This is a genomic window from Amycolatopsis decaplanina DSM 44594 (assembly GCF_000342005.1).
Lineage (GTDB): Bacteria > Actinomycetota > Actinomycetes > Mycobacteriales > Pseudonocardiaceae > Amycolatopsis > Amycolatopsis decaplanina.
The window spans coordinates 23,256-47,665 of the sequence record NZ_AOHO01000080.1 but is presented as its reverse complement, the minus strand read 5'-3'; the positions used below and the strand labels follow the sequence as shown (position 1 = coordinate 47,665).

Sequence of the window (24,410 nt, the reverse complement as noted above, 5' to 3'; positions counted from 1 at the left end):
CTGGTCAGGTCGTCGCCGCGCTGACGGGGATCCCGGTCGGGCGGTGGCTCGACGCCCGGGGTCGCCGCTCGGTGATGACGGCCGGATCGGTGCCGGCGGTGCCCGCGGTCGTGGCTGTCGCGCCGGCGCAGAACCTGTTGTGGTTCACCGTGGCGTGGCTGCTGGGCCGCCTTCGCCGCCCTGCCCCGCTGGTACGGCCAGCGGCGCGTGTTCGCCCTGACCGTGCTGCTCACCGTCCACCTGCACTGGCGGGACACCTAACTGATCCTCGCCGCCGTGCTGCCGCTCGTCACCATCCCGGCGCACCTGTGGGGCCTGCGCGGACCTTAGCCGCCCGCCGATCCGCCACTCAGCGCCCGTCCGGAGCACAGCGACCCCGGCTCGTCGTGGCGACCGTGCTTCGGCTGGCGATCCACTCACGCGGGTTAACCGCGTTGCCTCACAAGGACGAATTACAACGCGAGGGGTGAGATTCCCGTCGCCTGCCGGACCGGAACAGCCGAGTGACCAGCGGCGATCACGTTCCTAGCGTGGAGGAGGTGGCAGGCCACCGAAGACTTCCCCGCAACCAATACGCGTGCCCGTCGTGCGGGAAGGCACACGTGTACGGATCCCAGCGCGGCGAAGAATGCAGGCGATCAGCGCACAGTTCGTCGTCGTCCCGCTCTACCTCGAGACGGGCCCCGGTCCACCGGCCAAGCTGGACATCGCCGCCCTCGGCGGTCCGGCACACGCCACCGAGAACCCCGCCGCGGCCCGCACGAGCACCTCAGCCGCCACGAGTCGTCGCGCCGAAGCCCGCCCCGAAAGTCGAGCGCCGCCAGCGCGCCAGGGCGGAGCTGGGCCGTTTCCGGGCGCAGGTCGCTGATGACGTCGTGACCTACGTGTTCGATCAGGACGGTTTCTATGTCCGGGTCGCCGATCGCACGCTCGACAACCTCCCGTGGCTGTACAAGACCCGCCGCAAAGGCCACTTCCTCTGCCTCCGCCTCACCGAGCTGGCGACAGGTCTCGACCCGGGCACCTACGCCAAACTCACCCAGACCCCGATCCGTGACGGACTGCTCCGGCTGCGGTTTCCGAGATTCCTCGCCGACGTGCTGAGCTCAACGGCGGTGTTCGGGGTCAAGCAGATCCTCGGCGCCCTCCCGTATGGCCACCTGTCCACGACGCTGAAAGTGATGATTCCTTTGGTGTGCCCCGATCTGGCTGTCTGCCCGGCCCGCGCGGAGGTGCTCAAGACCTACGGCTCCCCCGCACTGGCCGACAAGCTGAAGACGATCGCCACAGGCACGGGTTGACAAGTCACCCGACGTCGGTGTCCAGCGCGGCCCGGATCTCGGCGACCGCGGCCCGGACGGTCATGCCGACGCCGATGAGCGTGGCCGACGCCGGTCCGGTCCAGTCGCCGTAGCCGGGTAGATGCAGCCGGGGCTCGGCCACGGCACGAGTGCCCTCGGTCGGAATTCGGCCGCGGGTGGTGCGCAGCCGCAACGGGGCGAGATGGCTCAGCGCGGGGCGGAAGCCAGTGCATCAGATGACCGCGTCGGCACGTTGCCTGGCGCCGTCTGTCCACACAGGACCATCAACGTCGAGTCGGGAGAACATCGGGCGCGGTCGTAGGAGCCCGGCGTCACGGGCCTCGCGGACCGGCGGGACGGCGACGATGTCACCCAGCCCGGTGACTCCGGCGGTGTCGGGCTGTCCGGTCTCCAGTGCGCGCCGGAGTTTCCACCACCGACCACCACGACATCCTGACCCGCGAACTCCTCCGGACCCCGGTAATCCACCGTGCGCAACTGACGACCGGTGAACCCGACGGGGACCAGTGGAAGAAATGGGCGCCACCAGGTCCCCGTCGCACTGACGACCGCCTCGGCGCTCCAGTCCCCGGTATCGGTGCTCACCTGGAAGCGCTCGCCGTCGCGGGACACGGCGGTCACCGCCTCTCCTCGGCGGATCGGGAGCTCGTAGCGTTTCTCGTACGCGACGAGGGTAGTCGACGACATGTTCGGCGGTCGGGTAGCCGGGTCCCGGATAAGGCGGCATCGGCCACCCCGGCAAGGAACTGTGCCGCGCCGAGGAGAACAGGCGCAGCGAGTCCCAGCCGTGGCCCCAGGCGCCGCCCGGCTGGGCCTGGGCGTCGAGGATGACGAAGTCGAGGCCGGCGCGGCGCAGGTAGTAGCCCGCGGCGAGACCGGCCTGGCCCCCGCCGATGACGGCGACCTGCGCGGCTCCGGTCATTCCGCGGGGGCTTTCGCGGTCCAGCGTTTACGCAGCCAGAGGCTGACGTAGACCAGCGCGACCAGAACGGGGACTTCGATCAGCGGCCCGACGACTCCGGCGAGCGCTTGCCCGGAGGTGACGCCGAAGACGCCGATGGCGACGGCGATCGCGAGCTCGAAGTTGTTGCCCGCGGCGGTGAACGCCAGCGTCGTGGTGCGCTCGTACGAGAGACCGGATGCCTTGCCCAGCAGGTAGCCGCCGATCCACATGACCGCGAAGTACACCAGCAGCGGCAACGCGATCCGCGCGACGTCGAGCGGGCGGGAGGTGATGGTGTCGCCCTGCAGGGCGAACAACACGACGATGGTGAACAGCAGTCCGTACAACGCGATCGGGCCGATCTTCGGCAGGAACGTGCCTTCGTACCAGTCGCGTCCCTTGCCGCGTTCCCCGATTCGGCGTGAGAGGTAGCCGGCGGCGAGCGGGATGCCGAGGAAGATGACGACGCTGAGCGCGATCTCCCACGGCGAGAAGTCGATGCTGGTGGTGTCGAGACCGAGCCATCCGGGCAGCAGGTCGAGGTAGAACCAGCCGAGCACCCCGAACATGATCACCTGGAAGACCGAGTTCAGCGCGACCAGCACAGCCGCGGCCTCGCGGTCGCCGCAGGCCAGGTCGTTCCAGATGATCACCATCGCGATACAGCGGGCGAGACCGACGATGATCAGCCCGGTCCGGTACTCGGGAAGCTCCGGCAGCATCAGCCAGGCCAGGGCGAACATCAGCGCAGGTCCGAGGATCCAGTTGAGCACCAGGGAAAGCACCATCGTGCGCTTGTCCTTGGTCACCGTGTCGAGCCGGTCGTAGCGGACCTTCGCCAGCACCGGGTACATCATCAGCAGCAGACCCAGCGCGATCGGCAGCGACACCTGCCCGATCTTCACCGCGTCCAGCATCCCCTGCAGACCGGGGATCACGCTGCCCAGCAGCAGCCCGGCACCCATCGCGACGATGATCCAGACGGGGAGGAACCGGTCCAGAAAGGACAGTTTGCGCAGGACGTCGGCCTCGGCCGGGCCACCGGCCTTGTCGGCGGTTCGGGTCACGGTGCTGATCTCCTGGGATCGAAAGCGGAAAGCCGGGATCACGTGTCGAGAAGTTCGGCGACCAGACCGCGGACGCGGCGGTCGATCTCGTCCCGGATCGGGCGCACGGCGTCCACGCCCTGACCGGCCGGATCCTCCAGTGGCCAATCGAGATACCGCTTGCCAGGGAACACGGGACAGGTGTCGCCGCAGCCCATGGTGATGACCACATCGGAGGCGGCGACGTCCTCAGTGGACAGTTTGCCCGGCACCTCGGCCGTGATGTCCAGCCCCCATTCCGCCAAGGCGGCCGCGGCGGCCGGATTCACCGTCTCCGCGGGCTCGGAACCCGCGGACCGCACAGCGATCCTGCCGAGCGAGTAGTGCTGCAGCAGCGCGGCGGCCATCTGGGAGCGGCCGGCGTTGTGCACACAGACGAACAACACCTCAGGCGTGCGGGTCATGCCTGGTTCCTTCCTTTGGGGTCAGTCGATGAGTTCGTCGAGCAGGTGCCGGACGCGGCGGCCGATATCGTCCCGGATCCCGCGGACCACGGTCAGGGGTTGGCCCATCGGATCGGGCACGTCCCAGTTCAGGTACCGCTTGCCCGGGTAGACCGGGCAGGCGTCTCCGCAGCCCATCGTGACCACGACGTCGGCAGCGCGGACGACCTCGTCGGTCAGCGGGATCGGGAAGGCACCCGCGAGCTGGATGTCCAACTCGCCCAGCGCCTCGGCGATCACTGGCGGGATCTCACCCTGGGGCTGCGATCCCGCGGAGCGGACCATCACATGCCCGAACGCGTGGTGATTGAGCAGCCCCGCGGCCAGCTGGGAACGACCGACGTTGTGCACGCACACGAACAGCACCTGCGGCGCGGTCACCATCGTGAGCCCGTCGACCTTGGCGAGGTCGACCAGCTCGTCGGTGATCCGGTCGAACTGGTCCAGCACCTTACGGCCAGGCAGCCCCTCGGCCGCAGGGGTCATGGCGTCTCCTCACGAGCCACTGGATCGACTTCTGTCAATGCAATTGAAGAGCTTGAATCGAGCTTTGTCAATCCAGTGGGTATGGTGGACTTCGACAGGGAATCCGGCGCGAAGGAGGGCATGTGGCGAGCGAGAACAGTCGCACCCGGAAGCCGGTCGCGGTCACTCTGCTCATGGCCGAACCTGCCGCGGTCGTCGACCCTGACGAAGCCGATATCGCCGCGAAGCTGTTCAAGGCGCTGTCAGACCCGGTTCGGATCCGTCTGTTGTCGCTGGTGCGGTACTCCCCCGGTGGCGAGGCATGCTTCTGCGACCTCGCCGAAGAGTTCGACATGCCCCAGCCCTCGCTCAGCCATCACCTGCGCGTGCTGGTCTCCGCCGGCATCCTCGAACGGGAACGACGCGGCACCTGGAGCTGGTACACCGTCGTCCCCGAACCACTCGCAACACTAGGAACCCTGCTCCGCTCCGGCGGCCCGCTCGCTGACCGACCCGCCCGCCTCACCGACCCGGAACGCGACGCCAGGTGCTGACCCCGCGCCGGACAGCCATCCGATTGATCCGTCCGACCCGAGCAACTTCGTAGTTCCGACCTGCATCGCACGGCCTTCGAGTTCCGTTTGTTGCGCCTTCCTCCGAAGAGCACCAGGAACGGGAGCGTGCGCAGCAAGGAGCCGAGCACCGCGACAGGCCCCGTTGCAGCCACCAGGTCAGACCGGGGAACCGGCCTTCGGAAACGCCGTCTCCGAAGACGAAGTAGACGCAGGCCTTGGCCAGCGCCATCCCGGTTGCGTGGAATTAGGAACAGCGGCAGCGCGTAGTGGTCGAGCAGACCGATGAACCGGCGCCGGCGTGGCCTCGCGAGTCGTCGTTCGAAGTACGGCCGGGTCACCTCGGCGAATCCGACCTGGAACGTCAGCAGCGCGACGATCACGAACGTCGGCGACCCCCTGTTCGAGGAACCACAACGGGCTGATGATCAACAAGCACCGCACCGCAAATCCAGATCCATGAGTGCCCGGCCAGCCTGGGCCAGCGGGTACGGCGCCGTGCTCACCTCGAGGTGATGGGCGCCCGCGAACGCCAGGAACTCCCGCGCCTCGCCACGTGTGTTCGCCGTGACGCTGCGCACCTGACCTTCCTGGAAGAGGTGCCGCTGATAGTTCAGGGACGGGATGTCGGAGAGATGGATTCCGGCGAGCGGCAGAGTCCCGCCTCGGTCGAGAGCATCGAGGGCGGGCGGAACCAGTCTCCGGCGGGCGCGAACAAGATCGCCGAGTCCAGGGGCTCCGGCGGCGGCTCGGCGGCCGATGATGCCGAGCCCGCTCCGAGAGACAATGCCGGCTTCCTTGCTTCTTCGCTGCGCGTCAGTAGGTGCACGACGGCGCCGCAGCCAATCGCCACCCGGGCAGCGCCGACCGCGAGCGTCGTCACCGCCGTTGTGTGGTCACACGCTCCACGGCCAGGCGCGGGCTGCGAGATTTCGGGTCGCCAAGCCGAGTTTGGTCTTCGGCACGAGCATGGCCGCGGTGAACTTGGCGGCACGCCGCGCGGGCATGACCCGGGCGCGGTGCTCGGCCTCGTACCGGCCGAAACCGGCTGACGGTGCCGCCGCCAGCGCGGTGGCGAGCGTGTGCGCGCCGGCGATCGCGAGGCTGGAGCCTTCACCGAGCAGGGAAACACAGGAGGCCGCGTCACCCACCAAGGCGATCCGGCCGCGTGACCACGACGGGAGGTCGACCACACTGACCGCGTCGAAGAAGACGTCCTCCGCATCTCGCAGGCGTTCGAGTAGCGCGGGGACCCGCCATCCGACATCGCCGTACGCCGCGGTGACGATCCGCTTGTGCCGTGCCGTGTCGCGGTAGTCCACATTCGCGACCCGGGCACGGAAGATGAACGCGACCCCGCCCTCGTCCCGGGAGGGATGAATGGCGACCAGTCTGCCCGGCGTGTTGTGGAGGAGCACCTCCTCGGGGTGGTCGACCGGGCCTCCGAACGACGTCGTGGCGACATAGATTCCAGTGGGGCGGACGAAAGAACGCTCGGGCCCGAAGGTGAGCCGCCGGACGGCGGAGTGCAGGCCGTCCGCGCCGATCACGAGATCGAAGTGCCGCGGTGCCGCCCGGTCGAAGGTGACGTCGACGCCGTGCTCGTCCTGGCGCAACCCGGCGATCGTGTCGTCGAACAGGAACTCGGCCTCGCCGCGAGCCGCCTCGTACAGCACGGTGACGAGATCGGATCGAGGGACCTCGAGCTCCTCGCCCTTGACCGCGGGCAGGCCGACGGTGGCGATCCGACGACCGTCGCCGCCGAGCAGACGCACTCTTTTCGTTCTCGTCGCGACGTCCCGCAGGCGGCGTACGACACCCATGGCCTCGACGACCGGCAGAGCGGGCCCGCGGACGTCGACCGGATTACCGCTGGAGCGCATGCCCTGGGCCCGCTCCACGACAGTGACCTTGAAGCCGTTACGAGCCAGCCAATAGGCGAGAGTCGACCCGGCGACCCCAGCGCCACAGATCAGCACGTTCTCCATGTCGAGGACGATATCAGCAGTGAGTGCAAGTCGGCAATGACTGCCAGTTTGCACTCGCTGCCGTCACGCGTATGCTGCCTCGCATGTCCCTCCGTGATCGAAAGCGAGCACGCACGCGTCAAGCACTGATCGACGCGGCGACGGAACTCTTCGAACGCAAGGGCTACGACGAAACGACGATCGCCGACATCACGGCGGCCGCGGAAATCGGCGCGCGGACATTCTTCAGCTACTTCGCCAGCAAGGAAGAGCTGCTGTTCCCGGACGCCGGTGAGCGCGTACAGGCCGCCGTCGACGCCATCGCCACTCGCGAACCGGCCGAAGGCCCGGCCGAGGTACTGCTACGAGCCCTGAGCGAGGTCACCGCCACCGGTGACGAGCTGGTCAGTCCCCTGGCGGCACTGCGGCTCCGAATGATCCAGACCGTGCCCGCCGTCCGCGGACGTGCGCTCCAGGAACAACTCGGCGCGCAACGCGTGATCGCGAAACATCTGGCAGATGCCTTCCCCGACCAGCTCGATCCGGTGGGCGCGGCGGCACTGACCGGAGCGTTCGTCGGCGCGGTCACCGGCGCACTCCAGGCCCTGCTCGACGACACCGACGGAACGGACCCCGCCACACTGCAGGGCGCGATGAGGACCGCGACCGAAGTCGCCCTCGCACCCTGGCGACGATCACCATGACACCACCGCCCGAGCGAAGTTGCCGTCGCCAGGCAGCTCGTTTCGACGGCCGGTTTCGCGCCACGGGCGGATTCTGTTCCAGGTATCCAAGTCCCACTTCGAGCACTTCGGTGATCTGCTTTCGGAAACGACCAAGTTCGGCCCCCTCATCACCCCGAACGGCTGTCACATCCCAGCTTCGACGACTGGGCCGTCGCGATCATCGCCATCGTGCTGATCCGGCCGGCCGCGATGATGTTCTCCCTGATCCGCACTCCACTGCCCGCCCGGGAACGATCAGTCGCTGCCTGGTTCGGGCCGAAGGGTTTCGCGTCCGTCGTCTACGGCCTGCTCGCACTCCAAGCCGGGATTCCCGCCGGGGAGCACGTCTTCGACCTCGTCGCCATCACGATCGCCTTGTCGATCGTCCTGCACTCCTCCACTGACGTCCCTGTCGCCAAGGCACTCAGAATCGAACCACCCGACAACCTGCCCACCGGGCGCCCGGAAACCTTGCCGCAGAAGGACAGTTCCTGATGGGCGGCGTCACTCCCGCCCTGGTGTTCGCGATACTGTTCATGGTCCTGCTCGGCGGCCATTCCACGGCGTTACTGGTACCTGCGGCTTCCTGCGTTGCTCGGCTGGGTTCTCGTCTGGATCGACACGCTGGGCGTGGCGATCACCGCGTTCAGCCTGTTATGGCTGGCTTTGACCGCTAAACGAGCGGTTTCCCGCGGCGATACGGACAAGTGACGCGGTGATCACCGCTTCTCGGCGTGGACGGTTCGTTCCAGTTCCGAGACGTCCGTGATCCGGCCGGTCGGCCGCACGTACCGGGACGTGAGTTGCTCGGCACCCATCTGTTCGAGTTCGCGCCAGCCGTACTCGTCGAGGAACCCGCTGACATCTTCGGGGTTCAACCCGAACCGCCAAATCCGCTTCTTCTCGACGAACTGCCGATGCAGTGCATCTGCGCCGTACATCGCTTCACCGTCGAGAAAGTCCCTACGCACGTAGGTGAACAGCAGCCGGCTTCCGTGGCCGGCCTTCGCCAGGACGTCGAACGTCTTGCGGACACCGTCCTCGGTGAGGTACTGGGTCACTCCCTCCCATACGAACAGGGTGGCACCGGCCGGCCGGTATCCGTGCTCGACGAGGACGGTCTCCAGATCGTCGGTCTCGAAGTCGATCGGCACCAGTGTCACCGTGTCCGGCACGCGGATCCGTGCGCGCTTGTCCTCGATGTTGCCGGGGAGATCCACTTCGAACACCCTGATCCCCACGGGCACGGCCAAGCGGTAGGCACGGGTGTCCAGGCCCGCGCCCAGCACGACCACGGAGTCGACGCCTTCGCGCAGGTCCACGGCGAACATGTCGTCCAGATACCTTTTGCGGCAGGCGATCCCGCCCCAGATACCGGGTGCCTTCTTCTCCGAAGCAGACACCAGCAAGTCCCGGATCACCCGCCACCTGGCCAGACCGGCCAGGAATCTCACGGCGGGCGGGAGGAAGCGGATGGCCATTTCATCCTGTACCAGACGGCGTCTTGCCGGATGGTGTTGTTCCACCGCGGCGATCACCATCGGCCCGACCGCAGTCCCGGCTACCTTGTCCACCATCGTCGGCTCCTTCCGTTCTCCGTCCGGTCAGGTCGGCGACCTGCTCCACCTCGGCCGTCCGCCCGGCCACGATCAGCACGTCACCCCGATTGTCCATCGTCTCGGCAGTGGCATATCCGCAACGCCACCCACGAAATCACCACCGGCCGACTGATCGCCATCGACGGAACCACGGGAACGGTGCGGATAGTGGACGAAAACTGACACTCGCCTGTCACCGATTCAGCAGGAGGAGCGATCGCCTCGGACATCGGTCGCCTGTTCCTCGGCCAGTTGCCAGAGCCAGCCGAACCTGTCGATACGCCACAGCTGAGCCATGATGACGACGGTCGCTCCGAAGAGGGTCGGCCAGAGGTCGAGCGCCATCAGGCCCCGCGTGATCAGGCCGAACCCGGTGAGGCCGAGTACGACCAGGACACGCAGTACCTGGCGGTGGTCCGGCGGGACCGACGATTTGTCGTGCGTCCAGATACGTTCGCCGTAGATCCCGCGGGCGGCCCAGCTGCGCGGCTCGACCGGCGGGAACGCCGACGGATTGAGGAACAGCCACACGACCACAGCCGCGATCGGCGCCAGGCACCACCAGCCGATCCAGGTCCGGCTCCAGATCGCGAGCAGCATCAGCGGAATAGCGGCGAAGCGGGTCCACACACTCCAGGGGTTCGCGTGACGGCGCCAGGCTTCATCGTCCATACGAAAGGTCTTCGCGACCGCATCGGTGATTTCCATCGTGATTCCTTGTCAGGTCAGGGCTTCAAGAAAGTCGGCAGCGATGGAGACACCGTTCTCCGCCCGGATTTTCCGGCCGAGCAGGTCGGCACGTTCGCGCATTCCGGCGTCACCGGTGGCCTGTCGCAGTGCCGCGGCGAGCCGGTCGGCGGTCAGGCGCTGCTGGCGGATCGGGGCCGGTGCGACGCCGACGCTGTGCATGCGGTTCGCCCAATAAGGCTGGTCTGCGACGAACGGACACACCACTTGCGGTATGCCCGCCGCCAGCGCGGCACCTGTCGTGCCGCCGCCACCGTGATGCACGATCGCACTCATCCGCGGGAACAGCCAGTCGTGCGGCGCGTGGTCGATCACGAACAGATCGTCGGTTCCAGCGTCCGCGGAGATGCCGCCCCAGCCGGTGGCGAGCACCGCGCGGACACCGGTCTGGCGGACCGCTTCTTCGACCACCGCGCGGGTACGGCGTGAATCCCGGCCTGCCATGCTGCCGAATCCGATGTAGACCGGAGCAGGACCGGCGTCGAGGAAATCACGCAATTCCGCAACCGGTTCCCAGCCTGTCACGGCTGGGAGGTACCAGAAGCCTGTGGTGTGCACCGAATCCGGCCAGTCGGCGGCGGAAAGGGTGACCTGACGGCTGAACGCTTGCAGGACCGGACGGTCCGCGCCGTCCGCGTCGTGCAAAATGTCGTGGCTTCCCCGGCGACGTGGCAGCCCGAGTTCGGTGGTGCGCCACGTGGAGGTGATACCGGCGTACATCCGCAGCACGGCGCCCACCGCGAGATACGTGGCACGGTTCAGGACCCTCGGCAGGCGGGGTAAGGGCATCATCGGGCAGGGAAAGTCGCCGGTGGGGATCCAGCCGGGTTGCAGCGCGACGACCACCGCGGGCACGCCGAGCATCTCGGCCGCGTGGTGAGCGGGTACCCCCGTCGTGTGCACGACGACGTCCGCGCGGGACGTTTTCGCGACCACACCGACGTTGTGCAAGACTTCCGCCATCAGCGGCTTGATCCGCTGAGCCGTCCGCACGGCGGTGATCTTGCCCCGCACGCCGCGGTAGCCGCCCTCGATGGCCTCTTGCACCACCGGGTCGTTCATGAGCCGGTTCGGTCCCTCACCCAGCGAGGCGAACTCGATGTCGTACTCCCCCGCGGCTTCGGCGAACGAGTCCGGCGCGGCCAGCACCGCCTCATGTCCGCGAGCGCGCAGGGCGACCGCGAGAGCGAGCATCGGTTGCACGTCACCTCGTGTGCCGTTAGTGACCAGCAACGCTCTCACTTCGATCGCTCCTCGTCATTGATGGCGGTGTAGGCGGACAGCCAACGGTCATCGGCGAAGAGACCGTTGGTCAGAATCTCCAGCCCCGCCTTGGCTCCCCGGACCGCGGTCGCGGTTTCCGCCGGATCCCCGCCGAGCAGCCGTCCGACGTGATCACCCAGCACGAGGGGCGCCAGCAGCCAGGACACGTACACGACAGCGCGCGCCCGAGAGTCATCCGAGGACCGCACCCAGCCCTCCCGCTCACCGTCGATCAGCCAGGCCTCGGTGCGGTCCACGATCTCGGTGAACAGGGCGGACGCTCCGCTCGACCCGTCCAGGAACGCCCGGGCCAGATACCGTCGCACCGGCGTGGCGGCCTGCAGCACCTCTGCCAGCGCGTCGGCTCCCTCCTCGCCGCCAGAGCGGATCGAGTCGAGCACGTGGTCATCGCACGCCTGCCGCAACCCGTCCTTGGAGCCGAAGTGGTGCAACACCAGCCCCGGCGACACGCCGGCATCCGCGGCCACCGCCCGCACGGAGGTCCCGGCAATGCCGTCGGCGCCGAATCTGGCCAACGCGGCGTCGCGGATCCGAGCCCGTGCGGTCAGATCAGAAACTGAACTCATGTTCAAAGTATTGAACACTTGTTCAGTGTCGTCAAGGTGATGCCGGTTCTGACTGGTTCGAGTCAGCCGCCCGGCGGCGGTTCCTCCGCGTGGTCGTCGGCCCAGCCGAGCGCCTCGGTGATCGCCTTCTCCGCGATGGCCGACATCGTCGACATGTAGGTACCGCTGACGTGGTTGTCGTCGAGGTAGACGAGCACGTTGCCGATCACCGGCGGGCAGACCTCGGCCGTGCAGAAGTAGTCGCTGAAATCGAGAAACCGCACGTTCGGCGGCAGATCCGGCAGCCCCTCGTACGGCGGCCGCTCCGCGTAGAGCTCCGACCGTGGGGTAGCGCATTCGGGCGCCGTGGGTTTCGGCGGAGGGGGCTTGACCGAAGCGCGGGCTGTCCCGCACCGCCAGCACCGGGATGCCCGCCTGGTCGTCCTGGACGACAGCCTGCAAGAACTCCAAGTCGAACTCGTTCGGCGCGGTAGACACCGGCTCGCCAGCTTCTCCTCATGCGGAGCGCTGATCGGCTGCGACCGAAATCGCAGCATACCCCTGAGCATGGGCGTACACGCCACCCCTTTCAGCACTGTGCTGGCCGCCCTGGAACTCCAGGCCCGCCTCCTCCCAACACGCGACATCGCGCGCTGCCTGCTCTTCGGAAAGTGCGACAGCAAGGACACTCCCTGCCGGCCCTGCCCGCTCCCCCGGGAAGCGTCGGACGAACCCGCCACGCCGCACGCAGTTCCCCAGCACGGCCACAAGGTGGATCACCCAGGGCACACACCGCGGCGATCTGCACGGTCACCTGCCTCGGCGAAAGTTACAACTATGTCCAGTAGACCATCACAATACTATTTTTTGCGGATCGACACGCTTCGGATCCCATACGACACCGTTACCATCAACTACCCACATAGGAGTCTCAGCGTTCCGCGCCACGGCCCCGAGTAAGCGAACAACCAAATCGGTCCATCTGCACTCAAATGAACATGCGAAAACTTTAGTCATGTCAGGTATGCGAACACCGTCGGCGGCCTCAAAATAGCCTTCAGTCACCTCCCATTCCGTGCCAGCAGGAACACCTTCAAACACCGCAAAGAGACGTCCGCTCTCGTCGGCCAACTGAACCACGGATTCACCTGGTCCATCAGACGCGGTCGCCGCACCCATCTCGACGAGCACACTTTCCACATGTCAAGAAAAGTCACCGTCCAGAGAGACGACAGAACCACCCTTCATCCGAACTCCTTCACATATGCAATCAAATCGTCCGCCGTTCTAAAAACGGGCATTCCTTGCAGCGCAGCATTTTTCCAGGCCGCATCGGACATTTCCGGCGCGAGGCCAACCGTCATTCTACCCGCGTTTTGCTGCGTCTTGGCGATCCGCCCAGTCAGCCCGTCGGCTGCACCACCTTTGACTTGCACATAGATTTTTCCGAGATCTATGTCGATCTCGCGCGTCAAGCCATTCGACATAACCCGATGCATGTTAACGTCAACCACCCTGCCGGGCATCGCCGCCTCGACCGCGTTCGCCACGTCTGCCACATGATCGTCAGGTGAACCGAAGGTCCTCGGAGTTCCTCGCGGTCCAGCACCTGCACCACCAGACAGACCAGCGCACACCATTCCGACCAGCGCCGCGGGTGCCTCGGCTCCGATTTGCCGAACTCCCGCAGCCAGATTACACTCGGCATAGTTTTCACTGCAGTAAGTAGCCGCAATCACCCGTGCACCCTCAAGGTAATTCTCCGTCTCGGGCGCTTGAAGGTATTTCCAGGCTTTGTCGCAGACCAAAGCGCGCACTGACACCCGGTTCAAACTCGACAATCATATGATTGCGATTTTTCCGACTTGGCGAGCGCTCACTGACCCACTTATTCCGAGCCTCCTCTCGATCCTTCCGCCTGGACTTGCCGCCACCTCTCCTTACATCTTTTGATCTATCTATTCGGGGGCGTAGTGGCCGTGAGGTCGTTCCCGACTCGGGGGTCGATGCCGCAGTCGCCGCGCCAGCCGACGCAGTAGCCGGGCGGCGACATCCGCGACTTGATCGCCACAGCCATCTACGGAAAAACGAACTCTCTGGACGAAACCCGGCGAACGGAGTCCAGCCCGCGGCGACCTCGGAATTCCACTCGGGCGCTTTCAGCGGTTTTCCGAACGCCTTTGCGGCCAGGCCGTTCCGGGCTCGAGCCTGATCACGATTTCACCTCGCTTCGGCCGGCCGCGAGCCCGGCCAGCGTTCGGTGGCAGACCTTGCCCGAGCGGCTCACCGGCAGTTCGGACAGGAGCATCAAAGACTCCGGCAGCTTGGCGACGGCGAGGCCCTTTTCACGGAGAAACGCTACAAGGCCGGGCAGCGTCAGCGAATGTCCGTTCCGGACGGTCAGGCAAGCGCAAAGGCGTTCGCCCAGTTCGGCGTCCGGTACCGGGACGCAAACGACCTCCCGGACCGCGGGATGGTCGCCGATCGCGAGTTCGACCTCGGCGGGGCTGATCGTGTACCCGCCGCGGATCACCACCCGTTTACGCCTGCCGGTCACGTGCAACCGGCCACCGTCACCGAACCGGCCGTTGTCTCCCGTCCGCACCCAGCCGCCGTCGAAGCGATATGCCGCGTCCAGCTCCGGCGCGCCCACGTAACACAGTGGCGTCATCGGTCCTCGTGCGCAGATCTCGTCATCGACGAGACGGATCTCGCACACCGCCGGGTCCGGGACGCCCGCACCGTGCTCCGGCGTCGTCGTATGGCAGTTGACCCCGTCGGAGGATCCGTAGACATCGATCATCTCGACGCCGAACCGCTCGCGGCAAGCCGCGCGCGTCGACGGCGGCAGCGTATCGCCGCTCGACACGATGGCCGAAAGCCCCGCGGTGTCCACCTGACCGGGGCGCTCGACCACGCGCCGCCACATCGTCGGCACGGCGAACACGTGGGTCGGCCGGTGCCCGGCGATCAACCGAAGGGCGGTGCTCGCCTCGAACCGGCGCGTCAGGATCAGCGTCCCGCCGGCGCGGCACAGCGTCACCGGCACTCCGAACGAGCCGAAGCCCGAGGTCAGGGAGACCAGCACGAGATCGCGAGGCACCTCGGTGCCACCGTGGACGGCACGGAGATAGTTGGCCCGTCCACCGGCGAACGCGTTGTGCGAATAGGCGACCATCTTCGGCTCCGACTCGGAACCGGACGAGACCAGGATCCGTGCCGGAGCGTCCGGGTGCGGCCGGGTGGCGTGGCCGGCGCGGCGCCGCCTCGACGCACCCGCGATCCGCCCGTCGCCGACGCTGAACCACACGCCCGCGCGTTCGAGGAGGTTGTCCGCGCCCGGAGGTACCGGCAGTGCCACGGCGCCGATCGCGTATACGGCCAGTTCGGCGATCACCGCGTCACGCCCGTTGTGTTCCCGCACGCCGACGATGTCGGACGACCCGCATCCGGCGGTCTCCAGCCGGGCGGCCAGCTCTCGCACCGCGGTGTCCAGCTCGGCGTAGCGGAGTGAGCCCTCGTCGTCGATCACCGCGGTGCGACGAGGATGTTCACGCACGTGATCACGGAACAACGAGTACAGATCCCGGTCAGGGCAGTGACCTCGCCGGACCCAGTCACGGCGCAGGGCGGCGGGCACGAGGTCACGCAGGCTCACTCCGGCGGAAGAGACCCAGTTCATGAGACGAACCGCCACGGCGAAGCGACGAGGACACAGTCGTCGTGGACGAGCGCGCGGGAAAAGCGGGGATCGGCGGCGAGGGCCGTGAGGTCGTCGCACACCGGCACGGTCAGGGGCAGGTCACTTCGGCGCCGGGCACCCGCGTTGAGCCGGCAAGCCGCGGACAACAGGGACGAGTCGACCCGCGTGGCACCGCGGGCCAGTGCCGTCACGATCCCGCGGGCCGACACGATCCCGCCGAACACATCGACGATCGTCATCAACGACCGCGGTACGCCCGCGTAGGCCTGGACGATGAAATCCGTTCCCACCGGCGGTTCGGGCCCCAGCTCGGTACCCCAGCCCGAGGCGTGGGCGTACACGATGCCCGGCCGGGCTCGAGCCAGATCGTGCCCGGTCAACGACCACCGCTCCGCCTTGCCCGGTGCCCAGTTGTGCAGAAAGACGTCGGCCCCGGCCGCGAGTTCGATCAGCTGCCGCCTCCCCTCCGGCCTGGTCAAATCGATCTCGACGACTTCCTTGCCCTCGTTGAGCGCTTGGAACCTGGCCGAGGTTTCCCCGGCCATCGGCGGCACCCAGCGCAGCGGGTCACCACCCGGAGGCTCGATCCGCAGCACCGACGCGCCGAGCAGCCGCAGCAGATGACCGGCCATGGGGCCCTGCACCCGGCGGCAGGATTCGAGCACCACCAAGCCGGACAGCGGGAGCGACTCCACCGGCCGCACCGGCCGGTGCCCACGCCCTTCCCCGCTCACGACGAACGCGGGCATCCCGTCGAGTGCCCGGTCCGCCACCCGCACCAAAGTCATCCCGGTCAGGGCGGCCGCCCGCTCGGACCGGGCGATCGGGCAGGCGGCGAGGAGCTCCGGCAGCCGCGGTGGCAGCGGGCAGGTCGCGGTCGCGAACCTCTGCATGAACGGCCGCCAGCCACTCGAGATCGCCGCGTGATCGGCTCCGAGTTCACTCCAGAACCGTTGCCATATCGCCGGATCGAGCGTCTCGATCTCGAACGCGACACCGTCGGACGAGCGAAAGGGCGGACCGCCGGGGAGGAGCTCCTCCCGGTATTCGTCCCGGGTGGTCGCCGCCGCGAGATACTGGGAGATCGCCAGTAAAGCGGCCTGCGCCAACGAGGTGGACACACCGCGCAACGGAATTCCCCGGTCTCTGGCCAGCCTCGCCGCCACTGCGCCCATCTCGGCGAGTTCGGCCGCGAGCAGGGACGCGTAGTCGAGTCCGAGCGGGGCGGGTTCACCGGATCGCCTGCCGTGCACATGCATGATCCCGCAGGCTGCCTGCACGTCGAGCTCCCCGGCCAACGGGAGATCGACCGGGCCCGCCACGGTCACGGTGCCCAGCGCGCTGGTCATTCCGGGCACCTCCCGTGCACGGAGTAGACGACACACGACGTCGCCCGGAAGCCGGGATCCCCCATGACCGCGCGCACCCCGGCCAGCTCACCGTCGGTCATGCCCGCGGCGACCAGCCGGTCACGCAGATGCCAGGTGTGGTGGATCAGCAGACGTACACCCGGTGCCCCCGCGCGCCAGGGGAAGATCATCGGCACCGGGTCGACGTCCACCAGACCCGCGGCGGCCATGGACGCGGCCACGCGGCGGCCCCAGGTACCGTCCCCGCCCGCGGACTCGAACGTCTTCTCCTTGGCGGCCAGAAATTTCTCGTAAAGGCTCGCCGCCCGCTCGTCGGGCGCGAGCAGGATCGGGCCATAGGAGATGTCGAACTCGTCGATCTGCAGCCAGCCGCCTGGGTTCAGTGCCCGCGCGAGCTTACGGAGAACGGCCTCCCTTTCCGGGAGATGCTGAAGGACCAGACGGGCGTGGATGAGGTCGAATCCGCCGCGCGGCAACGGCTCGCGGACGACGTCGTGCCGTAGGACGGTCAACCCCGGCGCGGGTGCGACATGGCCCGGTTTGATGTCGGTCGCGAGCACCGACCCGGTCGGTGCCACCTTCCCGGCGAGCCAGTGCGCGACACCGCTGCCGCCGGCCCCGACTTCGAGGCAGGACCAGCCGGCTCCGACCCCGGTTTCCTCCAGCCGCGCGAAGGTGCTCGGGTCGTAGGCCTCGGAGAGACAGCGATGCTGTTCATCGGCGTGCCTGCTGTGGTTGTCGAAAACGTAGGCCGTGGTCACGTCCACCTCCCCGATCCGTTCGTGTCGGGCGTTCCGGTCAGCCGCGTCAGCAACTCGCGCCGGCGCACCTTCCCGGTCCCGGTGCGCGGCACCTGGTCCCAGGACAGCACCACCGGCTCCCCCATCGCCGGAAGGTCGTCCACCGCCGCCCGCCACCGCGCCGGGTCCAGCGCGGTGTCCGTCACGACGACCGGGATCGGTTCCCGCCCGGCCGCGGAAAGCACCACACATTCGTCCACGGACGGAAGACGGTCCTCGATGAGGTCCTCCGTTTCGAGGCAGCTCAGCCCGGGAACGGTGTCGACCTCGCGATCGAGCAGGGTCACCGCACCCGTCCGGCTCACCCTGCCGACATCGCCGGTGTTCCACCACGGGCCATGTGCCTTGGCCTCCCAGCGGTCCTGCTCACCGACGTAACCGACACACCGCGCGCGGGTGCGGGCCAGCAGCAGGCCGGCGCCGCCGCGGGCCACCGGTTCGGCGGTCTCCGGGTCGACGACCCGCAGTTTCGCAAGACCGGGCAGAGGCCTGCCGAGGTTGCGTGTGGTGCCGACGGTGCGTCTGGTGAAGAACCGGAAAGACAGCGGTCCCGTCTCGGATTGCCCCCACCCTTGCATCCACAATGGACGCTTGTGGCGGGTGGCGCGCAGCATCGTCCTGATCACCGGCGGGTGCACCGCGTCGTAGGTGCTGACGAACCTCCGCACCCGGTCGAACGGGTTCTCCGGCGCGTTCGCGAGCGGACGCCACCGCACATACGCCGACGGGAGGGCTTCGACGACGGTGGGCCGGTGCCGCCCGAACACCCGGGCCGCCGACGACGGCTCACTCAGGATCACGATCTCGCTCGGCGCGAGACACAGTGCCGAAGCGGTCCAGCAGAACGTGCGGCCGTGCGCGAACGCGCTGGCGTTGCCCACCACATCGTCGCGCCGGACACCGATGACGGGCCAGCGCACCGATTCCGGCCTGGCCAGCCGGTCGATGATCGTCCGTGTCGTGTGCACCACCAGCTTCGGGGTGCCGGTCGTCCCCGACGTGTGGCAGATCAGCAGCGGTTCGTCGTCGTCTCTGTGGTGTGGCGCGGGCGCCGGTCCCGCGGCGAAGTCCTCGACGCGCAGTACTCGATGTGCGCGCAAGGACGGGCGGTCGGTGACCACCACCTCGGCGTCGAGGCGCTTCAGCAGGATGTCCAGCGTGTCCTCGGGCAGCTGACCGGACAACTTCGCCGGGACCGCGCCGATCCGCACCGCCGCGCACGCCAGCAGGTCGTAGTCCCAGTGGTTCCGTTTGACGATGGCGACCCGGTCTCCGGCCCGGACGCCGGCTTCGTGCAGCCATCCCGCCGCGTCCCGGACCAGTTCGGCGAGCTGAGCGACCGTATGGCTGAGCCCGCGTCCGGGCGCGATGTCGAACGGCCGGTCGAGGCGCACGATCGTCCGCGTGTGCGCGCACTGGTCGAGCAGTTTTCCCATGTCGTGTGGTTTCATCCGGGCCTTCCGGGTCGGGATGGGTGGTCTTCGGTGGAGATTCGGCCGTGGTGTCGCGAAAGCCACTTTCGCGACGTGTGATGTCCCGAAAGTGGCTTTCGCGACACGAGCACCGGACCGCGGTGCCGGCGGAACCCGGACCGCACCGGGGTGAGGGGGACTTTCCCGCATCCGATGCAGGGAAAGTCCCCATCATCTCACCCAGACGTGTCACCTTTGCCTTGTCTCTCAAGAGAATCGCCTGCACCACTCACGACCGGGCCAGGCGTCGCGCGGCCTGCAAACCGGACCGGACCGCCGCCTCACTGCACGGACTCAGGAACACCCAGTCGCCCGCGTAGTCCACGGCACCTCGGCCGAGGCTCTCCTCGAAGCTCGCGCGCAAAGCGAGTGCGCGCGGAGTCGCCTCGGGCAACGCCTCCGGCACACGCCGTACGATCGCCCGCCGGGTCGCCGACCGCAGTCCGGGGACGAGCCGTTCGGCGGCGTCGGTCAAGCGGACCGCGACGTCGTCATCGGGCATCGTCAGCAGTTCCGTCGCCACGGCCGGGTGGGCCATGAGCGTGACCAGGCCGCGGCCCGCCGGCGCGCGTCCGGGGTTCTTGAGGTGGTCGAAGATGACCGTGGCCACGGTTCCGTCCTCCGAGGTCGGCACGACCAGCGCGTAGCCGGGACCGCCGAGCGGGCGCTCGAGCAGCAGATGCGCCTTGACCACCGGTGTGAACGAGCACACGCCGAGGAAGGCGGATCCGTGGTACGGGTGCAGCCCGGCCGCGACCGGGGCCGGCACGGCCAGCAGGACCGCTCTGGCGGAGATCTCGCGCGTCCCGCTGATGATCCGTGCCGAGGAGCCGTCATCGACGACTTGATCGACCCGGAACCCGGTGGTGACGTCGGCCCCAGCGGCGAGGGCACGCGCGAAGGTGTCCATGCCCTCGTCGTAGGTCCGCCAGGTTCGTGGCGAACCCACCGAAGTGAGCAAGGCGAGCAGCGGCGCGGCCGCCGAACGTGCCGGATGCCAGCCGAAGAAACCCGAGACGACCGGTTGCAGCAGGTAGTTCAGCAGGTCCGGGTGGTAGGGCGCGGCGAACTCGGCGACGGTGCGATCGCCCAGACGGGATGTCTCCGGACGTTCGATGTCGAAGGCGCCCCGCATCGCCCTGACCCCGTCGAGGCGCGCGCGCACCGGCAACCCGGCCCCGGTGATCAGTCCTCGCGGTTGCGCGACGCCGCCGCGGGCCCTGCCGCGCCACATCTCGATGCCGCGGCCGATCCTGGGCGCCGCCGCGCGATCGATGCCCAGTTCCGCGAGCAGTTTCCACGTCTCGCGATAGCCACGCTCGGCGATCTGCTCGGCACAGGTGTCGATCACGAAGCCGTCTTCGCGGAGTGTCGTCATCCGGCCACCGACCACGTCGGCCGCCTCGAACACCCGCACCTCGCGCCCTGATCCGGCCAGCCGGTACGCGGCGGCGAGGCCCGCGACCCCCGCGCCCACGACGGCGACGTCGACATCGGTCATCCGATCACCACCAGGTTCACCACGAGGAGTGACGCCACGGTGATGCGGTGGATCCGGATGCCGAGCATCCGCGCCCGGAGGATGTCGCCCAGCGCGAAGCCGAGCCATACCTGCCGCACCCGCGCCACTATCGTCGGCAGGAGAGCCAGCGGGAACCACCAGGGACCACCGAGCGCGGGCACGGCGAGGATCAGCACGAGCTCGGCGGCCGACACGGCGATCACGAAGAACATGTTGCCCCGCGGAGAGGTCAGGACCGCGACAGTCGGTCTGCCGACGCGCCGATCGCCGTCGACGTCGTTGGTGTTGGAATAGACGCCGAAGAGCAGTGGTCCCAGCCCGAAGAGCAGTGCCTGGGCGAGGGCGAACCCGGTGAGCTCGCCGGTCGCGAGGCCATACGGCGCCAGCACCAGCGCCCAGCCGAGCGCCGCGATGAAGAACTCCTGGAAGCCGTGATAACTCAGCTTCATCCCCCAGGAGTACTGCAACGAAAAAAAGTAGGTGACGGAGATCAAGGCGATAGTCCATAAAGGACCATGCAGTGCGAGCACGACGGCCGTCAGCCAGAGCGCCGCCCCGATGGCCCCGGTCACCCACGCGAACCGGAGCACCTGGTCCTCGGTGAGCACCCCCGCCACCAAGGGTTTGCGATACCGTTTGCGTTTCGGGTCGTCCGGCGAGTAGTTCGTGATGTCGCTGCCGTCGCGATAGCCCGTGAGGTCGTCGAGCGCGACCATCGCCGCGATCACGAACACCTCGCCCAGCAGGAACACACCGATGGTGGTCAGGACCTCCGGATCGAACCTCGCCGTTGGCGCGAGCAGCGTCCACACCACGGCCACACCGAGGTAGTAGTCGACGATGTCGAGCTTCGCGAGCCTGAAGTACGCTTTTCCGCGCGCGGCCGCCAAAGTCGTCACCGCGCACCGTCCAAGGCGATCAACGCGGCGAAAGAGCGATCGCCGCCGTAGTGCAGCTCACGCCGTTCGAGTAGCCGGGCACCGGGCAACAAGGCCAGGTATTCCTCCACGGTCCGCAACCTCGAGAACCTTCCGACCGGGATGTCCGCCTCCTCGTATTCGATCAGGACGAGATGCCGGGACGCCGCGGCGATGGCCCGGCACGCTTCGGCGACCTCGTTCTCGTCCAGTACGTGCATCAGTACCCACACACAGACGGCCACGTCGAAACGCTTGTCCTTCCAGGGGAGCCGCTGAACCTTCAGCTGTTCGAACTCCACATTGGACAGTTGTGCGCAGTTCCTTTCGGCCAGCGCCAGCATGCGCGGGGTCATGTCCACCGCGGTCACCGCGCGTGCCCGCTCGGCGATCGAGGGGGTGATCCTGCCCATCCCGCAGCCGATTTCCAGTGCGGTGCCGACCCGGCCGAGCGAGCGCAGGAAATCCGTGACAAGACGGCGAGTACGGGCGGTCGTCTCGGCCGCGAGTTCGATCGGCTGCGACGCGCGCATGACCCGGGCCAATCCGGCGCGTTCGGCGCGGCGGCGCCATTCTTCGGCGATCGCCCCCGGCGCGGGTGTCTGGGTGACCTGCTGCATCACGGCTCCTTCGCGAATCCGCACACCGCGTCCGCGATGTGCTCCACTTGCTGATCCGTCAAATGTGGGTAGATCGGGATGGCGAGTGCCCGCTGTGCGGCGAGCTCCGCCGACGGCCAGGTATCCCCTGGCCGGGCGAAGGACTCGAAAGCGGGCTGCCTCGGCAGCGGGCTCCGGTAGTAGACGTGGGAGCCGATCCCCCGCGCCGCCAGATGCTCGCGCAGTTGGTCCCGGCGCTCGCAGAGCAGCGAATAGACGTAGTAACACCGGCCGTCCCGATCCGGCGGCGGTGCCAGGACACCGCAGCCCGCCAGATCACCGAACCGTCCGGTGTAGTATTCGCCGATCCGCGCACGGCGTTCGAGCCGCCGCGGGAACGCGGGGAGCCGGTGCAGCTGGAAGGCGGCCATGACCTCGTCGAAGCGGCTGTTGTAGCCGACGTGGTGGTACAGGAACCGCGTCTTCCCGTCTTGACCGTGGTTGCGCAGCATCCGCACGGCCGCACCGAGTCCGGGGTCGCCGGTGACGACCATCCCACCTTCACCAGGCATGCCGAACGTCTTGACCTGGACGAACGAGTACACCCCGGCGTCACCCCACATCCCGGCGGGTGTTCCGGCGAGCGTTCCGCCCTGCGCGACCGCCGAGTCCTCCAGCAACCGCACGCCCGCGCTCGTGGCGATCCGGCGCAGGGCCGGCATGTCCGCCATGACCGAGAACATGTGCGCCGGCATGATCACCTTGGTCCGCGGGGTGATCGCCCGGGCGACCGCGTCGGGATCGACGACCATGGTCCACGGGTCGATGTCGGCGAACACCGGGGTCGCACCGAGCAGGGCCGGCGCCGCCGCGAGCGGAGCGCACCCGAAGGCGGGCACGATCACCTCGTCGCCGTCCCTGACACCCATCGCGCGCAACACCAGCAGAAGCGCCGATGTGCCGCTGCCACAAGCGATCGCGTCGGCCGCCCCGACCGAGTCGCGGATCGCCGCCTCGAACGTGGACACGTACTCGCCGAGGATGAACTTCTGCTCCGGCGCGCGCCCGATCCGCTCCACGACGTCCAGCAGCACCTCGCGGTCGTCGTCGAAGAGATCCTCCGGAAAGAACGGCAGGTTCATGCTCGGCGTCCCTGGTAGAAAGCGCGGATCAAGCCGCAGACCTGCTCGACGTCGTCCGTGGACATATCCGGATACAACGGCAGCGCGAGCGTGTGACGGCAGGCGTTCTCCGCGTTCGGGAAATCCCCCTCGCGATGGCCGAGTTCGGCGAAGCAGGGTTGCAGGTGGAGCGGCGCCGGATAGTAGATCTCGGTCTGCACACCGTTCGCCGACAAGTGCGCCGCCAGGTCGTCCCGCGAGTCGACCTCGACGACATAGACGTAGAAAACGCTGTCCCGCCGGGGAAGGGGCACCTTGCGTACCCCGGTCACGCCCTCGAGCGATTCCGTGTACCGCGTGGCCAAACTCGCGCGGCGTGCGATGTCACCGTCCAGCCGGTCGAGCTTCGCGAGAAGCACGGCGGCCTGGACATCGTCCATCTTGCTGTTGACTCCTGGCAGGCCCGTCGTCGTGGCGATCGCGGGGAAGTCACCGATGGTGGCCCCGAACCGGCCATGGTGACGAAGCGCGTCGGCGGTTTCGGCGATCCGAGGATCGCCGGTGAGGACGGCGCCCGCGTCACCGATCGCGCCCAGGGTCTTCGTCGGAAAGAAGGACAGCACGCCACCCGTTCCGAACAGCCCGGCGTGCGTGCCGCCACGGCGCATGCCGATGGCCTCCGCGCTGTCTTCGATCACGATCAACCCGCACCGTCGCGCCACGCGGAGCACACCGTCGATGTCGGCGAGCTGTGAGAAAAGATGCGTCGGCATGACGAAACGGGTGCGCTCGCCGGCGGCCGCCTCCACCGCCGCCGGGTCGATGCCGTACCCGACCGGTTCGATATCGGCGAAGACCGGCCGTCCCCCCGCGAGCACGACCGAGGTCGCCGACGCCCCGAAGGAGAAGGCGGGGACGACCACCTCGTCCCCGGGTCGCAGACCCGCCGCCCGAAGCAGCAGGACGAGCGCGTCGGTACCGCTGTTCACCCCGATCACGAATCTCGCGCCGGTATAGGCGGCGAGCGCGGCTTCGAACTCCGCCACCTTGCGGCCGTGTGAATACTTGCCATTCTCGATCACCTCGATAATGTGCCGCCTGATGACTGGCCACACTTGCTCGAATGTGTTCGATTGCGTGAAGAAAGATAAAGATACCGCCAGCGCACTCACCTCCGGGGGCATGGGGG

26 protein-coding genes and 2 pseudogenes are annotated in these 24,410 nt (G+C 67.9%); 4 read left to right on the top strand and 24 right to left on the bottom strand.

Going from position 1 to position 24,410, the window contains the following annotated elements; translation table 11 throughout:
* Window positions 1-4 precede the first annotated feature (4 nt).
* A complete protein-coding gene (locus H074_RS42445; RefSeq protein WP_161630729.1) occupies window positions 5-148 on the bottom strand; it encodes a hypothetical protein in 144 nt (47 codons plus the stop codon).
* 727 nt (window positions 149-875) lie between these two features.
* On the opposite strand from H074_RS42445, the gene H074_RS37020 reads away from it, so the two are divergent.
* Window positions 876-1,301 carry a hypothetical protein gene (locus tag H074_RS37020; RefSeq protein ID WP_007035226.1) on the top strand — a complete coding sequence of 142 codons (426 nt, stop codon included), beginning with the start codon at window positions 876-878 and terminating at the stop codon, window positions 1,299-1,301.
* A 4-nt stretch (window positions 1,302-1,305) separates the two neighbouring features.
* On the opposite strand, the gene H074_RS41895 is transcribed toward H074_RS37020, so the two are convergent.
* From H074_RS41895 to H074_RS37000, 6 genes and pseudogenes are all read right to left on the bottom strand, one after another.
* Window positions 1,306-1,443, bottom strand: coding sequence for a hypothetical protein (locus tag H074_RS41895; protein ID WP_007035225.1), 138 nt, complete (start codon window positions 1,441-1,443; stop codon window positions 1,306-1,308).
* A 65-nt stretch (window positions 1,444-1,508) separates the two neighbouring features.
* On the bottom strand, window positions 1,509-1,943 hold the full coding sequence (locus H074_RS41890) for an NAD(P)-binding domain-containing protein (RefSeq protein WP_235096974.1): 435 nt from the start codon (window positions 1,941-1,943) through the stop codon (window positions 1,509-1,511).
* A gap of 169 nt (window positions 1,944-2,112) precedes the next feature.
* Window positions 2,113-2,244: pseudogene (locus H074_RS42165) on the bottom strand (FAD-dependent oxidoreductase); the annotation flags it as partial.
* Complete coding sequence (gene arsB / locus H074_RS37010; RefSeq protein ID WP_007035223.1) at window positions 2,241-3,332, bottom strand: ACR3 family arsenite efflux transporter; 1,092 nt, start codon at window positions 3,330-3,332, stop codon at window positions 2,241-2,243. The pseudogene H074_RS42165 and the gene arsB, both read right to left, overlap by 4 nt.
* A 38-nt stretch (window positions 3,333-3,370) precedes the next feature.
* Entirely contained in the window at window positions 3,371-3,775 is a 405-nt protein-coding gene (locus H074_RS37005) for an arsenate reductase ArsC (protein WP_007035222.1), read from the bottom strand.
* Window positions 3,776-3,796: 21 nt separating this feature from the next.
* The gene (locus H074_RS37000; protein ID WP_007035221.1) at window positions 3,797-4,300 is read right to left on the bottom strand and encodes an arsenate-mycothiol transferase ArsC; all 504 of its coding nucleotides are present in this window, start codon (window positions 4,298-4,300) and stop codon (window positions 3,797-3,799) included.
* A 122-nt stretch (window positions 4,301-4,422) separates the two neighbouring features.
* Between H074_RS37000 and H074_RS36995 the strand changes: the two genes are divergently transcribed.
* Window positions 4,423-4,833 carry an ArsR/SmtB family transcription factor gene (locus H074_RS36995; protein WP_007035220.1) on the top strand — a complete coding sequence of 137 codons (411 nt, stop codon included), beginning with the start codon at window positions 4,423-4,425 and terminating at the stop codon, window positions 4,831-4,833.
* Window positions 4,834-5,747: 914 nt separating this feature from the next.
* Here H074_RS36995 and H074_RS36985 read toward each other — a convergent pair.
* Entirely contained in the window at window positions 5,748-6,839 is a 1,092-nt protein-coding gene (locus H074_RS36985; protein ID WP_007035218.1) for an FAD-dependent oxidoreductase, read from the bottom strand.
* Window positions 6,840-6,922: 83 nt separating this feature from the next.
* On the opposite strand from H074_RS36985, the gene H074_RS36980 reads away from it, so the two are divergent.
* Together H074_RS36980 and H074_RS41875 are read left to right on the top strand one after the other, a co-directional pair.
* Complete coding sequence (locus H074_RS36980; protein ID WP_007035217.1) at window positions 6,923-7,522, top strand: TetR/AcrR family transcriptional regulator; 600 nt, start codon at window positions 6,923-6,925, stop codon at window positions 7,520-7,522.
* 210 nt (window positions 7,523-7,732) lie between these two features.
* Entirely contained in the window at window positions 7,733-8,038 is a 306-nt protein-coding gene (locus H074_RS41875) for a hypothetical protein (protein ID WP_007035216.1), read from the top strand.
* A gap of 224 nt (window positions 8,039-8,262) precedes the next feature.
* On the opposite strand, the gene H074_RS36970 is transcribed toward H074_RS41875, so the two are convergent.
* The 16 genes and pseudogenes from H074_RS36970 to H074_RS36900 all read right to left on the bottom strand — a co-directional run bounded on the left by H074_RS36970 (window position 8,263) and on the right by H074_RS36900 (window position 24,405).
* A complete protein-coding gene (locus tag H074_RS36970; RefSeq protein ID WP_039924412.1) occupies window positions 8,263-9,120 on the bottom strand; it encodes an SAM-dependent methyltransferase in 858 nt (285 codons plus the stop codon).
* A gap of 222 nt (window positions 9,121-9,342) precedes the next feature.
* Window positions 9,343-9,849, bottom strand: coding sequence for a DUF6653 family protein (locus tag H074_RS36965; RefSeq protein ID WP_007035214.1), 507 nt, complete (start codon window positions 9,847-9,849; stop codon window positions 9,343-9,345).
* 12 nt (window positions 9,850-9,861) lie between these two features.
* Entirely contained in the window at window positions 9,862-11,130 is a 1,269-nt protein-coding gene (locus H074_RS36960) for a glycosyltransferase (protein WP_083920568.1), read from the bottom strand.
* A complete protein-coding gene (locus tag H074_RS36955; RefSeq protein WP_007035212.1) occupies window positions 11,127-11,738 on the bottom strand; it encodes a TetR/AcrR family transcriptional regulator in 612 nt (203 codons plus the stop codon). Before H074_RS36955 ends, H074_RS36960 begins: the two co-directional genes overlap by 4 nt.
* Window positions 11,739-11,800: 62 nt before the next feature.
* Window positions 11,801-12,158: pseudogene (locus H074_RS39835) on the bottom strand (SGNH hydrolase domain-containing protein); the annotation flags it as partial.
* Between the two features lie 411 nt (window positions 12,159-12,569).
* Window positions 12,570-12,917 (bottom strand): hypothetical protein, encoded by a 348-nt coding sequence (locus H074_RS40560; protein WP_152521576.1) that lies wholly within the window; start codon window positions 12,915-12,917, stop codon window positions 12,570-12,572.
* Between the two features lie 44 nt (window positions 12,918-12,961).
* Window positions 12,962-13,540 carry a hypothetical protein gene (locus H074_RS40555; protein ID WP_152521575.1) on the bottom strand — a complete coding sequence of 193 codons (579 nt, stop codon included), beginning with the start codon at window positions 13,538-13,540 and terminating at the stop codon, window positions 12,962-12,964.
* A 389-nt stretch (window positions 13,541-13,929) separates the two neighbouring features.
* Complete coding sequence (locus H074_RS36940) at window positions 13,930-15,399, bottom strand: class I adenylate-forming enzyme family protein (RefSeq protein WP_007035209.1); 1,470 nt, start codon at window positions 15,397-15,399, stop codon at window positions 13,930-13,932.
* Window positions 15,396-16,769, bottom strand: a complete 1,374-nt coding sequence (locus H074_RS36935; RefSeq protein WP_007035208.1) for a CoA transferase — start codon at window positions 16,767-16,769, stop codon at window positions 15,396-15,398. The genes H074_RS36940 and H074_RS36935 overlap by 4 nt, the downstream gene beginning before the upstream one ends.
* Window positions 16,766-17,557, bottom strand: a complete 792-nt coding sequence (locus H074_RS36930; RefSeq protein WP_007035207.1) for a class I SAM-dependent methyltransferase — start codon at window positions 17,555-17,557, stop codon at window positions 16,766-16,768. Before H074_RS36930 ends, H074_RS36935 begins: the two co-directional genes overlap by 4 nt.
* Window positions 17,548-19,041, bottom strand: a complete 1,494-nt coding sequence (locus tag H074_RS36925; protein WP_200865854.1) for a class I adenylate-forming enzyme family protein — start codon at window positions 19,039-19,041, stop codon at window positions 17,548-17,550. Before H074_RS36925 ends, H074_RS36930 begins: the two co-directional genes overlap by 10 nt.
* Before the next feature lie 250 nt (window positions 19,042-19,291).
* Window positions 19,292-20,563, bottom strand: a complete 1,272-nt coding sequence (locus H074_RS36920) for a protoporphyrinogen/coproporphyrinogen oxidase (RefSeq protein ID WP_007035205.1) — start codon at window positions 20,561-20,563, stop codon at window positions 19,292-19,294.
* Window positions 20,560-21,483 (bottom strand): UbiA family prenyltransferase, encoded by a 924-nt coding sequence (locus H074_RS36915; RefSeq protein WP_007035204.1) that lies wholly within the window; start codon window positions 21,481-21,483, stop codon window positions 20,560-20,562. The genes H074_RS36920 and H074_RS36915 overlap by 4 nt, the downstream gene beginning before the upstream one ends.
* Entirely contained in the window at window positions 21,480-22,121 is a 642-nt protein-coding gene (locus H074_RS36910; RefSeq protein WP_007035203.1) for a class I SAM-dependent methyltransferase, read from the bottom strand. Before H074_RS36910 ends, H074_RS36915 begins: the two co-directional genes overlap by 4 nt.
* Window positions 22,121-23,242 (bottom strand): DegT/DnrJ/EryC1/StrS family aminotransferase, encoded by a 1,122-nt coding sequence (locus tag H074_RS36905; RefSeq protein ID WP_007035202.1) that lies wholly within the window; start codon window positions 23,240-23,242, stop codon window positions 22,121-22,123. The genes H074_RS36910 and H074_RS36905 overlap by 1 nt, the downstream gene beginning before the upstream one ends.
* Window positions 23,239-24,405, bottom strand: coding sequence for a DegT/DnrJ/EryC1/StrS family aminotransferase (locus H074_RS36900; protein ID WP_039924400.1), 1,167 nt, complete (start codon window positions 24,403-24,405; stop codon window positions 23,239-23,241). The genes H074_RS36905 and H074_RS36900 overlap by 4 nt, the downstream gene beginning before the upstream one ends.
* Between the last annotated feature and the right edge of the window lie 5 nt (window positions 24,406-24,410).